The 16,051-nt window shown below is 33.9% G+C and carries 10 protein-coding genes; all 10 read right to left on the reverse strand.

The window, feature by feature from the left end; all coding sequences use genetic code 11:
- Positions 1-5: 5 nt before the first annotated feature.
- The 10 genes from J4O15_RS01300 to J4O15_RS01345 all read right to left on the reverse strand — a co-directional run bounded on the left by J4O15_RS01300 (position 6) and on the right by J4O15_RS01345 (position 15,975).
- The gene (locus J4O15_RS01300) at positions 6-1,727 is read right to left on the reverse strand and encodes an ABC transporter ATP-binding protein (protein ID WP_208099396.1); all 1,722 of its coding nucleotides are present in this window, start codon (positions 1,725-1,727) and stop codon (positions 6-8) included.
- Positions 1,711-3,465, reverse strand: coding sequence for an ABC transporter ATP-binding protein (locus J4O15_RS01305; RefSeq protein WP_208099397.1), 1,755 nt, complete (start codon positions 3,463-3,465; stop codon positions 1,711-1,713). The genes J4O15_RS01300 and J4O15_RS01305 overlap by 17 nt, the downstream gene beginning before the upstream one ends.
- Positions 3,462-4,061 (reverse strand): TetR/AcrR family transcriptional regulator, encoded by a 600-nt coding sequence (locus J4O15_RS01310; protein ID WP_009219823.1) that lies wholly within the window; start codon positions 4,059-4,061, stop codon positions 3,462-3,464. Before J4O15_RS01310 ends, J4O15_RS01305 begins: the two co-directional genes overlap by 4 nt.
- Before the next feature lie 593 nt (positions 4,062-4,654).
- On the reverse strand, positions 4,655-5,536 hold the full coding sequence (locus J4O15_RS01315; protein WP_208099398.1) for a PepSY domain-containing protein: 882 nt from the start codon (positions 5,534-5,536) through the stop codon (positions 4,655-4,657).
- Positions 5,537-5,992: 456 nt separating this feature from the next.
- Positions 5,993-7,435 (reverse strand): ATP-binding protein, encoded by a 1,443-nt coding sequence (locus J4O15_RS01320; protein WP_208099399.1) that lies wholly within the window; start codon positions 7,433-7,435, stop codon positions 5,993-5,995.
- A gap of 510 nt (positions 7,436-7,945) precedes the next feature.
- Positions 7,946-8,578 (reverse strand): PepSY domain-containing protein, encoded by a 633-nt coding sequence (locus J4O15_RS01325; RefSeq protein WP_208099400.1) that lies wholly within the window; start codon positions 8,576-8,578, stop codon positions 7,946-7,948.
- Between the two features lie 378 nt (positions 8,579-8,956).
- Entirely contained in the window at positions 8,957-9,367 is a 411-nt protein-coding gene (locus J4O15_RS01330; RefSeq protein WP_208099401.1) for a hypothetical protein, read from the reverse strand.
- A gap of 306 nt (positions 9,368-9,673) precedes the next feature.
- Positions 9,674-12,922, reverse strand: a complete 3,249-nt coding sequence (locus J4O15_RS01335) for a helicase C-terminal domain-containing protein (protein WP_208099402.1) — start codon at positions 12,920-12,922, stop codon at positions 9,674-9,676.
- A 10-nt stretch (positions 12,923-12,932) separates the two neighbouring features.
- Positions 12,933-14,783 (reverse strand): phospholipase D family protein, encoded by a 1,851-nt coding sequence (locus J4O15_RS01340; protein ID WP_208099403.1) that lies wholly within the window; start codon positions 14,781-14,783, stop codon positions 12,933-12,935.
- A 4-nt stretch (positions 14,784-14,787) separates the two neighbouring features.
- Positions 14,788-15,975: a DUF6361 family protein gene (locus tag J4O15_RS01345; RefSeq protein ID WP_208099404.1), complete on the reverse strand. Its 1,188-nt coding sequence runs from the start codon at positions 15,973-15,975 to the stop codon at positions 14,788-14,790.
- Between the last annotated feature and the right edge of the window lie 76 nt (positions 15,976-16,051).

The following is a 16,051-nucleotide window of genomic DNA, read 5'->3' on the forward strand; positions in this document are numbered from 1 at the left end:
ATCCCCTAATAATTAAACTCTTCCGCAAGTTTTGTCTTTTTAATCAGATTTTTATATACCTTTGAGTGCTCTATAAGCTCCTTATGAGTTCCCATATCCTCAACTACGCCATCATCGAGCACAACAATTTTATCCACCTTTTCAATGGACTTTAATCTATGTGAAATAATAATAACTGTTTTGTTCTTAATAAGATTGTTTAAACTGTCCTGTATTTTCTTTTCATTATCCACATCAAGGCTTGCAGATATTTCATCAAGTATTAAAATCGGTGCATCCTTTAAAAATGCCCTTGCAATTGATAATCTCTGCCTTTCTCCACCTGATAATTCCGCTCCGTTTTCACCTATCTTTGTGTCAAATCCCTCAGGTAATTTTTCTATAAAATCCATACAATTGGCAAGCCTTGCCGCATTCTTTACTTCTTCATCACCTGCTTTTTCATTTCCCAAACGGATATTTTCTAAAATACTTGTATTAAATAAGGTTACATCCTGAAAAACAATTGAGATATCTTTGAATAATGAATCTGTAGATATATTTTTTATATCCCTGCCATCAATTAAAATGCTTCCTCCGTCATAATCATAAAGTCTTGATATAAGTCTAAGCACCGAGGTTTTCCCTGAGCCTGATACACCGACAAGTGCTGTAACCTCTCCCTGTTTTGCCGTAAAGCTTACATCCTTTAAAACCGGTGTGTACTTGTCATAAGCAAAGGATACATTTTTAAACTCTATATCATATTTTGAAAGTTTGGTATCCTCACCCTCTTGAAGTACTGCACTTTTCATTTCTTTAATTCTTCTGACAGCAGGCTCTATATAAAACATTTCTGTAATACCCTCTTTTGAGATATCAAACAGTTCCTTTATCTTTATAGCCCCGATAATATATCCTATAAGATATAAAACCGTTATTTCATTATGTAAAAGCAGCCGTATTCCTACCGCTATTACTACAGCAACACTGATATAGGCAAGAAGTGAAGAAATCCCGATAAATACCATAGAAACAAACTCTACACCCAGATGAATCCTTTCACTTTCCTCCATCTTTTTATACAAAGCCTTTTTTACCTTTTCAGATTGATTAAAGCTGCTGATTTCCTGCTGTAATTCAATTGTTTCTTGAAAAATCTCTGAATTGTCTCTTAAAACATTATAATATTTACCATAAGCCGAAACTTCAGTTTCCTTTGCCAATGGTATAATTATGAAGCTGAGAAGTGTGGGTATAATGGCGGCAAGTCCCAGTTTCCAGTTCCCAATCAACATGAGCAGCCCCATAAGCGGGAAAAACATCCACATACCCACCACTTTCGGTATGGAATGGCTCATAGCATGTTCAATTGTTTCCACATCAGCCATAATTGTCTGAGAAAGATCCGACAAATCATGTTTTGAAAAATAGGCAATTGGAAGGTCTGCCAGGTTCTTTGCAATTCCTTTTCTTAAATCTGCCGATTCTTTATAGGTTGCATTATAAAGACTTACATATTCATTAGATAAAGATATGTACATAAATACCAAAGTCATTACTGCAGTTATAATAAACTGCCAAGTACTGCTTATATTTCCTAATGCCAGTTGATTTATAAGCCCCATTAAAATAAACATCGGTGCAAGATTGATACAATATGTCAGAAAACAAAACCATGTAGCCTTTGTAAGGTTCTCTGCCCCCTGTTCGGATAGCGCGTAACGATTTTTATAATAATTTTTCATTTGACACCCTCCAATCATTTGCAGTATTGTATAAGTTCAGCAATCTGCTATATATTCCATTCTTTCTTATCAGGGTTTCATTATCTCCCCTTTCCATCAGTTTTCCGTTTTCCAGTACAATTATCTCATCTACATTTTGTATACTCGTCATTCTGTGTGCAATCATAATGACAGTCTTATCCTTCATAAGATTTTTAAAAGCCTTTTGCAGTTCATACTCATTGTCTGCATCAATAGCTGCACTTGCCTCATCCATAATTATAATGGATGACTTTTTTAGAATAGCCCTTGCAATTGCAATCCTTTGTTTTTCACCACCTGAAAGATGAACTCCCTTTGAACCTATAATTGTATTTTCTCTTTCCTTAAATTTAGCAATGATTTCATCACATCCTGCAAGGCTCATAGCCTCCATAACCTCTTCTCGCCCTGCTTTATCATCAGCTAAAGCCACATTTTCATATATGGATTTTTTAAATAATTTGCTGTCCTGAAATACAAATGAAATATTTCTGATAATAGCTTCCTTTGTATATTCTTCAAGTGGGAAACCTCCTATTTTTATCTCTCCGCTGTCTATTTTATAAAATCCTGATAAAAGCTTTGCTATAGTGGATTTACCCGAGCCTGAATGTCCAACCAAAGCATAGGTTTTCTTCTCATCCAAGGAGAATGATATATTCCTTAAAACCTTATTTTCTCCATAAGAAAAACTCACATTTTCAAATTCGATATTAAAATTATCGAAATGCTCTCTCCTGCCGTATGAAAGCTTATCTTCCTGCATTTTATTATATAAGTTTTCCAAATGCTCTATGGCATAGCCTGCCTTAAACATGTTCATACTCGCCCACATGATTTTCATAAAGGAAACCATCATAACACCTGCCAGGAAAAAAATCATGATAAGCTCCACCGCTACAGTCTTCGGATAGCTTATTCCGGTCAAGAAAAAGCTTAGAGGAATACTTATAATAGCAATCAACCCTAAAAATATTAATTGATATAAAACATAGGGCTTTTTACATGAAAGGGAATAATCATAGGCATACTTTGAATAATTTGTAATCGCCTCATGCAATGCTTTAAAAGATTTCAGCTTTGTACCAAAGATTTTAACAACCTGCACACCTCTGATATATTCAACCGTTTCAGCACTTAAGGTATCCAATGAAGCCTGATACAGCTTCATAAATTCACCATTTCCCATCATGCCCTTTAATATAAGTCCACTCACAACAGTTAAAATAATGATTGCCGTTCCTACACGAAAGCTTATAATAAATGACAGTATAATTGCAAAAACCGGAACAAGGAATGCCTGTGAATTGTCAGGAAGCATATGCGCCACCGCCATATGAGTTTTTGCCGCATTATCATCTATTGTCTTTCTGATATAACCTGATGAATTCAAATCAAAAAATCTAAAGCTTGAATCCGTCAGCCCGTCAATCCCTCTTTTTCTTAAATTTGTTTCAAGTCGAAATGCCAACTTATGTGAAGTAATCCCTGACGCAAGGTATAACAGTCCGCTTAAAGTCAAATAAAAAACAATTTTTGTGGAATGAAAACCTGCATTTTCATAATTTCCTTTAACGATAATTTCATCAAAAAATTTATATATATAATAATATCCATATACCATAAAGAAAGCTGAAATTCCCGATATTATAATTGCCAGATAACCTATAAGCTTATTATCAGGTACATATCGAAATAATTTCTTATAAACTTTCATCCTGATACCCCCTTTCCCTGTTCAAACATATAGATAAGCATTTTTTCTAAAATATGCCTGTTTTTCTTAAAACTTTCTCTGGCTTCCAAAACATCCGAAGCGATAATCAATGCACTGATAAAATCACTGATAAGCTGAAAAAGATTTGAATCACAAAGCCACCCCTGAACTTCACTCATAACTGTTTTAAACTTTTCCCTTGTATGCTCCTGCAATTCAACCATAATACTCATAAGTTCCGGATTCCTTTTTTTCTCAATCAGAAACTCAATATAAAGGGGAATAAAAGGATTGTCATCTATAATTTTGTCCACAAGTTGTTTTGCCATAAACTTATCTTCATTCCCCTTTTCACATTCTGTTAAATGCTCTTTAATTATTTTATTTCTGTAGTCGATTCCGCAAATCATGATATCTTTAAAAATTTCATTTACGCTTTTGTAATAGTGATAAACACCCCCTTTTGACAAAGTAGTTCCGGCGATGATGTCTTCCATAGTTGTCTTTCCAAACCCTTTTGCCACAATTACTTTCGCAGCCGAATCCATTATTTCTTTTTTTCTTTCCGCTCCGGTTAATCTCTTTGCAGCGCACATATCGCCACCTCCCTTTTCCGACGGTATCGTCGATAAGATAATTATATATCAGTTAGGCTTTACTAACAAGTGTTTTTTTTTTTTTTCTATTCTGCTTTGGTTAGTCTTGTCAGTGAATTTATACATTTACAGCTTGTTTATGGCTAACATACTATTAAAACAGGATACTTGATACAATTCCAACAACTTGTACCGGATTATGGTCAATTGTTTTACTTTCATTTAGCAAAAAATATAGATAGTCAATCGTTTTACTTTCGTTTGACAAAAAAAAATAATTTGCCAACTGCTTACCGGTAATAATATTTTCCGCCTGATTACAGTTTCTTTATATTGTTAATACAAAAAAAATCCCCCGAACTTTAGATAAATTCTAAAATCTCGGAGGACTTTATTGATTTATATTTAATTAATTGCCTTTTTGATATTAGGTTTGTATGATGTGTTTCTAAACTTAGAGTAACATAAATTTTACTTTAAAAATCTCACACTACTCAGACACTAAGTTCAGGTATGTCATCACTTTTATCTTTAGTATTATGCCTAATACAGCTCATTATGCTTTACTTATAAGATTTTAAACTATACTGATATTAGTCATCTATCTCAGCACTGCTTGAGATTATAGCTCCGTTTGAAACATTGATATCGTACTCATATTCCATATTTCCTACTTTAAACTCAATCTCATAAACTTTAATACCATTCTCATAGTCAATCTTTGCCTTTGTAAATCTTGCCGATCCAACTCCTGCATGTGAAAGAGCTATCTGCTTTGCTTCTTCTACTGAAATCTCTGATACTTGAGCCTTGGTAGGAGCCTCTTTACTTGGCTGTGTAGGAATCACATAATTCTCAATATCCTTATCAACTGATAATATTGCTCCGTTTGCAGCATCTATTTCATAATCATACTCTACATTTCCGCTGTAAAATTCTACATCATAAACTTTTACACCGTCTTCATAGTCAAGCTTTGCCTTAACAAATGATACTTTATCACCGGAAAGACCTGCATGAGCAAGTGCTATCTCTTTTGCTTTTTCCACACCTATATCTGCTGCCGGTGCAACTGTAGTCTGCTGTACCGGTATACTATAGTTTTCTATATCACGATCACTTGAGATTATTGCTCCGCTCACTGCATCTATATCATAATCGTATTCAACATTTCCGCTGTAAAACTCCACATCATAAACAAGTCTGTTATTCTCAAACTCAAGCTCTACTTTAACGAAAGTCACATCCTTTTCTGCAAGTCTTGCATCTCCAAGGGCTATCTTTTTAGCCTTATCGGCGCTTATTTTCTTTGTTTTATTTGCCTTATTTGATTTATTGACTTTCTTTGCTACGGCAATTGCTTCACCACCTACGCTTCCATAATACGGAACTCCTGTTACTCCTGCTGCAAATAATAAACAAGCCACTGTTGCAACACCCATAAAACCTTTACTTAATCCATTAAACTTTTTCATTGTATACCATCCTTTCCGTGTTCAATAAAAATATTTTCAAACTTTTACCGCTCTGTTAAATATATGCTCTTTTGATAAATTCCGGATATTCTTTCAAAAAAGCCCTCTTCAAAATATATATGCATTGTAAATACATATTTTTGAAAGGTCAGGGAATTATATTTATTAAAAATTCAACCCCTTATTTTACTTTGCGCTTTCTCTATAAGCTAATCATCCACCGTCGACGTTTATATAGATTTTCTTATAAGACTGCCGCTTTTTTAAGTTCTCTTTTTTACCCTTTCACTATATTAATGCACGAGGACATAATTTTATTGCATGGTTTTAAATTTTTTTTTATTTTTATTTTTTACTGATATAAAATCTTATCTATACCCTCACTTTAGTGTATACCCTATATAAAAAAGTGAGCCTAAAATCAACCCACTCGGACATTACGAAAGAACTTTATTTTTATTCTATATTTACCATATCACGATTTGTTTTATAAAATGCCGCTCTTGAAATCTTACTCTTTTCCAAGTATCCATGCTTTTCCAGATTATTTAAGACCTTTGTTCTAAAATAGGTTGAATCACTAATACCTAAATGCTGTGCTATTTCTGAAACTTTGCGTGCCTTAAAATAACAAAATGCCAATACTTTTTTATCCTGCTCCGTTCCATTGGGTACAGGTACAAAGCTGATAACCGGACTTGTATCATCTTCAATGCCTTTATCATATGTCAGATCCGGAAGTACCAATGTAAAGTGATCCGACTTTGAATAAATATATGGTTTATGAGCCTCATCAACAGCAGCGTATTCCTCCATAATTTTATCAAATCCTGTTCCTGCCGCCTCCATTACATTACATGCAACAAGTATACCTGATATCAATTCATTTCTTCTTTTAGAGATAATACCTGAAAGATTATATGTTTTTCCAAGCTTTTCTCCTCTATAAAAACCACCCGGTGAAGATATTTCCAATCTATCCTTAAACATATCTACTTGAATCTGAGTTCCATCAAGATAATAATCTCTATGAGCCACGGCATTTATCACACCTTCAAATAATGCTCTTATAGGATATGAATCTACATTCACTCTTGAGTCTTCAAGTTTTATCATCCCATGATTCATTCTTTGGCTCACAAAATCAATAATATAATTTATGGTTAATACTATATTACCATTAAAACGATTTATAGTAACAACTCTATCACTTCCCTTATGAATCCCTGAAAATACCGAGCACTGTACTTCTGTTTTCTTCCCTTCATAATCATCCAAAAACAAAACTGCACCATTTGATAAATAGCCATCCTCATTAAAAAAGCCAATCGAACGCAAAGCCTTTTCCTTCAAATCTTTTCCATTGTTATTCTTTTTATAAAATGCCTTAAGATCTGATATCTTTGTAGAATTGTACTTTATATCCGATGTCAAAATATCATACTGAGTATTTTTACTTTTTATGCTCATTTCAATAATTTCTTCATAAGTAGCACCATTTGTAAAACCGTCACGCCTCATAAAGATAGACGGAATATTTTTATATTTTAAAATCACCGGTTTAATATTAGATTCTTCAACGCTCACCTTCAATATAAAACGCTCTTTTTCATGCACTTCATACCTTATAAAAGAAATCTTCATTTCCGGTCTAGGTGTCAAATGCTCATTCACCTTATTATTAAAATAATTTCTTTCATTATCAGCAGCTTTTCTATCAAAACCTATCAGTTTATTCGTCTTATCCTCAACTCCAATATAGAAATCTCCTCCTGATGCATTTGCAAATCCTGCAATGCTTTTAAGCCAGCCAAGTATATCATCCCTGTTTAAAAAAGCTTTGCATTCCAATCTATCGCTTTCAAGCTTTATATCCCCGATTATCTCCTCCAAGTACATATTTATCACCTCTTTTTGAACTACTTCAATCTTACTTCAATATAACTTCAAAGTCAACTTCAATGTCACTTCAAAGTAAACTTGAACAAACTTCAAATTACTTTCAATTAATTGCAGGGCTCTATTATAGTGCTATTTATATAATCCCAAAATTATCACAAGATTTGACCGAGTCCGGTTTTAATCACTCAATCGCAATATACATAACAACAGATCTTAGAATTTAATTATAGAGCCAAATTTTTTAGATAAAACTTCAAATAAAAGTCCCCCGGGCTTTAGATTCTTTATCTAAAACCGGGAGGACTTTATTGATTTATATTTAATTAATTGCCTTTTTGATATTAGGTTTGTATGATGTGTTTCTAAACTTAGAGTAACATAAATTTTACTTTAAAAATCTCACACTACTCAGACACTAAGTTCAGGTATGTCATCACTTTTATCTTTAGTATTATGCCTAATACAGCTCATTATGCTTTACTTATAAGATTTTAAACTATACTGATATTAGTCATCTATCTCAGCACTGCTTGAGATTATAGCTCCGTTTGAAACATTGATATCGTACTCATATTCCATATTTCCTACTTTAAACTCAATCTCATAAACTTTAATACCATTCTCATAGTCAAGCTTTGCCTTTGTAAATCTTGCCGATCCTACTCCTGCATGTGAAAGAGCTATCTGCTTTGCTTCTTCTACTGAAATCTCTGATACTTGGGCCTTGGTAGGAGCCTCTTTACTTGGCTGTGTAGGAATCACATAATTCTCAATATCCTTATCAACTGATAATATTGCTCCGTTTGCAGCATCTATTTCATAATCATATTCTACATTTCCGCTGTAAAATTCTACATCATAAACAAGTCTGTTATTCTCAAACTCAAGCTCTACTTTAACGAAAGTCACATCCTTTTCTGCAAGTTTTGCATCTCCAAGCGCTATCTTTTTAGCCTTATCAGCGCTTATTTTCTTTGCTTTATTTGCCTTATTTGATTTATTGGCTTTCTTTGCTACGGCAACCGTTTCACCACCTACGCTTCCATAATACGGAACTCCTGTTACTCCTGCTGCAAATAATAAACAAGCCACTGTTGCAACACCCATAAAACCTTTTCTTAATCCATTAAACTTTTTCATTGTATACCATCCTTTCCGTGTCCAATAAAAATTTTTCTAAACTTTTACCGCTCTGTTAAATATACGCTCTTTTGATAAGTTTTAAATATTCTTTCAAAAAAGCCCTCTTCAAAATATATATGCACTGTAAATACATATTTTCGAAAGGTAAGGGAATTATATTTATTAAAAATCCAACCCCTTATTTTACTTTGCGCTGTCTTTATAAGCTAATTATCCACCGTCGACGTTTATATGGATTTTCTTATAAGACTACCGCTTTTCAAGTTCTCTTTTTTATCCTTTCATTATGTTAATGCACGAGGATGGTATTTTATTGCATGGTTTTAAATTTTTTTTATATTTTTTAATATCATGGCTTTTATTAAGTACTTGTAGTTATATTTTATTCTTGATTTCTGCCTCCTTAGAAAGACTTACTATATTGCTGCAGATAAAGAGTGCCGCTTCAAATACAATGACCGGAGTACATATTATGGTAAGCAGCTTTGCTCTTTCTCTTAAATAATATGACAAGCCAAAGAGAGATATACCTATTCCTGTTAAAATTATACTTACATTTCCTGTAAAGAGCAGACTTAACCATATTGCAACAATTCTTCCTATTAAAAGTTTAATAAAGTCTGTAATCAATTTTTTATTATCATCATTATCCTTGTGCATAACATAGGCATATACATATTGTAAAAGCTGTATAAACGACAGCAACAATAATGCTAAAGAAAACCTAACCCATTTCTTATCAAGCTCTACCGACACATTTGCAGCCATAAAAAGTAATGCCGGCATCTGTAATACACACATGGAAAACATATGGTATAAATTATGTTTTCCATGGCGGTTCATATATGCTGTCTGAATATTCTATACACTTAAAAAACAAATAAAAACACTACATAAGGCAGTATCTCATGGCCACTGATAATTCCTTCAGGCAGTGAAAAATATGTGTAATTCTCGAAATGTCATAAACAAAAACCAAGTCATAAAAAGCTCCGAAATATTTACTCTTTTGGCTTCTTCTTTTATACTTTCCGACATTTATATATCTCCATTTTATAATTTATGCTTATACAATATTTATTCTGAAATACGCTATCTCTTCTCCTTCGAAAACGGGCTCAAATCTATAAATAATTTCTTCAGTTCGCTTGTGTCCCTAAACTCTTTAAATAAATACTCTAAAAGTTCTTCCTGCCTTGGCTGCCCCAAAGTCAATCTGTATAAAGAAAGGATTTTAATCAATCTCTCATAGTTTAATTCATCCTTACTCAAAGGATACATCGGCACAAGTCTTTCAATTTTTATACTCTGATTCTTTCCGAAACACCAAAACGGAATAAGTTCGGATTGCCCCTCTTGCCTTTCTTTCACTGCCGCTTCAAAGAGTTCTTTCCATATATCTTTCTCAAACTGTGTATTCATACCATATTTATCGGCTACATTCTGTCTTATTGCCAAACATTTAAACCTGTTTATTCTGCCTTCTCTTTGTTCAAGATCTATAGGATTACTTGGCAGATTCCAATGCATTATAATGCGGCAATAGTTATGAAAGTCAAGCCCCTCCTGACCTATGGATGTAGTAGCCAATACAAAGGGACGCATCGGAGAGTTAAAGGCATTTCTGATATTTTCCTTTCTTATAACAGTCTTGGAATTATCTCCCTGTTCATTACTAAACCCTACCGCATAGCTTGATCTAATCCTACATTCATCCCCTATTTTATTTGTACCGGTAATTCGCTTCTTAAAATCCGCATAAGTATCAATGACATATGTAGCTGTACGTATATTTAATGATTCAACCATTATATTATGCACGAGAGAGTTTCTATCAACATCATCTTGAGAGCCTACACTTTCTCTCAACATATGAACATATTCATCAATCATAGCCTGAAAGCATCCGTCTTTACAGTATTTAAGGACATTTTGCCAATGTGAATTTTCATCCCTACATCTTCCATAAGCAAGGTCAACAATGGCTGTAGATTCGGGAAGATTAAAATTATTTATAAAAATTTTGGCCAGTGATGTAGCCATTTCTCTGTTTCCCAAATTTGAACGATATATGCAAACAGCTGGAGAGCCTAAAACCATATTTATCAGTGTTTCTACCAAGTCATCAGGTGTTCTGCCAAGCTGTATTTCTTCCGGGTATTCAAGGTAATTTTGAAGTTTTTCAATATGGGCTTTAAACCCCTTGTTTCCTTTATCTTTTGAATTATCCGCTACATCAAAGTTTTCATACTCATTATCTGTATTTTGATTCGCTAAAATATTCTCTGCCCAATCTTTCGCGTAATCAACTCCATCCATAAATATAGGTGCAAGATAATACCACCTTTTATCTTCCTTCTTGTTAGAAGAATCTCCATACTTTTCTTCCAATACCCTAAGTTTACCTGTTAATCTGCGTCTTATAGACTTTTCTATATCTTTCAGAGATTCATGTTTATTGAGCGATTCAATAGGTGAATACATATCTGCCAGCACTTTTGACGGATAAATCAGTGTAAATAAAGTCATACCTCTTACTTCACCGTTTGATGTATTAAATCTAAGCCTTGGTGAGGGATATTTCCTCGTGCCTTTAGTAAAATAACCTGTATTTTTTAAATCTCTGTCTTTTATTTGATTTACAAGCTTTCCAACTGTAAGCCTTTCCGCCTCATACGATAACATAACGCCTATCATTCTGGGCACCATCTCCCATGCTGAAAAGACAAGTATTTTAGAAAAACCTTTGCTGTTTTTATATACACCCTGCAACTCATAGTATGGCATAGAAGGTGGAATCCATAGATATTTTTCTGCGCCGTTAGTAAATGCTTTCTCTTTTAAAGCTTCCAGTCTTGCATTTGTCTTTGGGAGTTCTTCATATTTGCCTATTTTGCTGCGGCTTAACCACAAAAGATTTTGAACTCTTTCACTCTCAAGTTCATATTTATTTTTGCGATAGTACCTTTCAATTTGTTCTTTAATCTTATATTTTCTCATAAATGACATTAGATAGGGGCAACTCTTTACATAATCTATCGGACAGTTATCACTTACCTTGGCATTTAACAATAAAGCAGACATCTGTATATAAGAATTTATATCATTTTCATTTACCTGCAAATGATATTTAATACTGCCGTCATCTATAAAATCTCCTGAATCCATAACAGATATACGCTCTGTCCTGCTGACACCTTGATACATGGCGTCTTCAGCTAATTTTTTCAACTCGATAACGGTAGTATCTACCAACTTCGTCTCTCTGAGTACAACGGAATAATTCGTCCATATTTCATCAAACTCACCGTATTTTACTTCATTATTAAAGATAAATTTCATGACCTGCAAGAATTCCTCAAAATGTTCATGACCCTGTGACTCATCTATCTCTTCCGGTGTGTAATACAGCTTATACGGAGTCGCAGACATAAGAAGCACCTTTGTATTTCTACCGCTGAAAAATCTTTTAGCAAGTATACCTATTTCACTGTCTTCATCTGATATAAGGAACTTAAATCTTTGAAACTCATCCATAATTACAAGGTCAGGTTCCAACATAGATACACTTATCTTTGCAAACATAACTCTAAGCTTATTCATTACTGCATAATCCGAGTATGAAAGTTCTCTCTTATACCTTATCTCCTTTAAATGCTTCAGTAAAATATCTATTATTTCCTCAAATTCTTCGCTACATATCTTATCAATTATATTTTTAGGATAGATACCTCCTGTAGCCTCTTCACATTGTGCCACACGACTCTCATACAAGTATTTTTCACCACTCTCCCATGACTTTATGGCACCATGTATCATAAAATCTTCAAGGATTTTTATATGAGCCTTAAAATCAGGAATTCGCTTTAAGATTGCAAAAATCAAAGATCTTTCCTGTACACTTCCGCCTCCTGATGTCATTTTAAACGAGGTTTCCGGTGTAAGTGGAATAAGCTGTATAAATCCATCTTTTATAGCCTCATCCCTTGCTTGTTCCATAATCTTTAAATGTTGCATGGATAATCTCGTATCCGATACAGACTCAACGATATTTATTCCTGTAATATCAAGCTTTCTGATATTTTGATTTGCTATATTCTGATTTGAACAGATATAAACCACCTTACATAAATCACGCTTTTCTTCAATTTTTTGCCTGGCCGTCTTTACAATCACACCCCTGCCGATAAGCGTCTTACCCATACCGACCTCATCGGCAACAAGCACATGATTCTGGTTATTTCTAAAAAGATAATCTACACGCTTAACAGTTTCCGCCTGAAAATCCTTCAACATATTCATAGTGCGCTTTTCAATCTCATCTATATCAAACTGTGTCATACATAATCCTTTATTGTATTCTCAATTTTAGAGTACTGCAAAATGTTTCATATAGTCTGCGAAATTCATCCGGTATAATTTCACTGTCATTTACCATCTTAAGTACATATCCGATATCTTTTATCTTTTCAGGTTCTGTCACTGCTACCCTCAGCATTTTCTCATAGATTGCAGGCATTATACCGCTTTTCTTACTGAAAATCCCTGATTCTCTTATTTGCTTTCCCTCAATCATAGATAAAATATAGTCATCACCAAGTACAAGTGAAATATATTCTATAAAAGATACTTTGTCTCCTATAACACTGTTTACCACTATATTTTCTCGGTTATCAGGAAAACCGATTGTGGGAATCATGATAATCCTGTTGAGTACAGTATCACCTGACTTAATTTCCACTTTATAAAACTCTGATAATTGCAATATATCCATGTCCAAAAACTCCACATACTCGGACAAGATATGTTTCCTTTTTGAATTAATCGGTGAAATCATTATATTTTCATCTGTATCAATACCGCTAAATTCTATTTTTATATTGTATCTATCTGTATTGGATTCGTCTTTTGAAATATAAGCAATTTTCTTTGTTCTGCATAGATACTTTATTTTATCTTCCAATATATTTCTGTTAATATCTGCCGTGTCATCTATTGCACTTTCTATAGTAACCTGTTCAAAAGGATTTTTTGTATCATCCGCATTCCCACAAAATATATCATCCAAAAACCTTTCGCCGTTAAGATGTTTATTCTTTGTACTAAGCTTTACCATCATTTCCACATTTTTATTGATTGCAGAATATGATGCATTCATAGAGCCAAGATACAGATCCACATCGGCATATTTTCTTCTTAAATATATCTTTGCGTGGATATCCTGTTTTCTTTTATCCGATGACTCATCCGAGATCTCATCTTCTCCGTCTATAATCTCATCTTTTAATGTGTATATGGTAAAATTATTGACATCACACTCTCTTAATTTCCCAAGTTCAGATCTCCTTGTAATAAGTGTTCTACTGCACTCAGCCAATGCTCTGTCTGCAATGTTAAAGTCTGCAATTACACCCCTCGATAAAAACGGTGACATTACGATAAGATCATTAAAAGTAGAATCTGCATTACCTTTTTGCGTGCAAAACAATTTATCATTTTCTATTTTGTATGCCTTTTCTCCAATGCCCAAAGGTAATATTTCAAAATTCTCCCCGAATACCTTACTGTCAAGAGAGAAGGAAATATCTTTAATTTCTTTCATCATTTTGCGAATAAGATTTCTTTTCTTTGTATAATCTATGCATTGTTTATTCACGTTGCAAGCCAAATACTCCAAGAATTTACATATCGGTTTACTCTTTCTTTTTTGTCTGACCTTCTTACTGCTGTCCATTGCAAAACTGATATCCCAGCTTCTGTCAAATGTCAGATTTCTACTCATTACTACAAAGCGATAATTCCTATCTCCCTCACTGTTTATATAAGACAGCACCCAGGTTTTAGGGTGAAACGCAGGGTATCTACCCATACTTTTATCCCTAGGTAATGCAACTTCCACCACTATTTTTTCAAGTAAAACAGATAATGCTGTAGGCTTTGACGGTACTTTGATTTGCCCGGCCTCACAAAAAAGTATCAGTCTGTCTGATACTTTTTGTAATGCATTTAACATACATATAGGATTTTGCATCAGTCTGCTGTCCACCTCCTCAGATAATCCGAGGCAAACAGCCACCGATGTAAGAGCTTCCAAATCTAATGAATAGGTTGTCCCTACAGCGCTTTCCAATTTGTAGCCTTTTGGAGGCATTAAAATATTACCGTAATCAGTCCTGTCACTGTTTGAATCAGGTCTAAACATATACTTACCTCCAATTATAGATATCGTTTATAATCCGTCGTGCATTAAAAAACCTGTAGTCCAGTTCTTTACCGCCTACCCATTTAGAGTGATCAAATTCCTTTGTTCTCAATAACTTTGCCCGTGCGCTTCCCTTTAAATGCAGTTCTCTCTTACGTATTATTTCATCTGCCAAATCAATGTCTTCATTCATAAATGCACTTTGTATATCACAAAGAAATTTCTTTGTTCTGATATTAATAAGCTTTAATTTAAAAAATACCTCATCCAAATTTACTTGAGCTTTGTACTTAATATCATTTCTTAACCTATCCCATTCACTGAGTGCATCTTGATTCTCACCTTCCGATAACATAAGATTATATCTTACTCTTGCCATATATATTAAATTGTTGAAGTCACATGCAAGCTTCATCATATCTGCCGTTTCACTATCAACTTTATCTGAAAGTGCATATCTTAAAGACTCAAAACTGTCGTATTCATCAAGGATAATATTATTTTTAAGTATATACTCCAAAAGAGACCCCCTTGTATCCTTTTGAATCTGTCTGTTCAGATACTCAGACTCTTCTTTGGTGAGATCAATTGTAAGATTTTCTCTCCAATCATTATCATAAGAAGGCAGACTCCAAAACTTTATACTGTCTATATTTCCGGCATCCATATCATCAGTGTTATTTTCTTCCTCGTCATAAGTATGTTTATCAGATTTTATATCAGATTTTCGCTTTTCAATCTCTATTGCGAGTGATATATACTCACGTATCGACAAGTCCTTATAACAAAATATCCCATATCTTTTAATTCCGTTCCAGTATATGTCGGAAGGCCTCCTTGAAACCCATCCCTTGGGAAGGACTCTGCTTCCGATAACACCTTCAACTTTAGAGTCTGAATTTAGCAATCTTTTCGCACAGTCTTTTTCATCAGCATCTATTTCTGTTAGGATTCTTTCTATATCCTTGCCATATCTGCCGTCAACCGCATCTTTCAATATATATGGAACTATAAAAAAATATTTTGCTCTTGTCTGTACTGTAGATGTTCCTGGGAAAAAGCAGTTTGCAAAGGCATCTCTGACAGTCCCTATCCCAAGCTCATCAACTGCACCCTGCTCACTTAGAAGATTGATAACATCCAGTGCCTTTTGTCTGTCTTCTTTTGAAAAATCAATCCATCCTAATTGCATAGTCTTCCTTTTTAGTGCGTATTATGATTCTAAATTTAACCGCTTCAAATTTCATAGGCAAGTACTTCCAAAATAC

Source organism: Lachnoanaerobaculum sp. Marseille-Q4761, from assembly GCF_017565785.1.
In the GTDB taxonomy this organism is placed as follows: Bacteria; Bacillota; Clostridia; order Lachnospirales; family Lachnospiraceae; genus Lachnoanaerobaculum.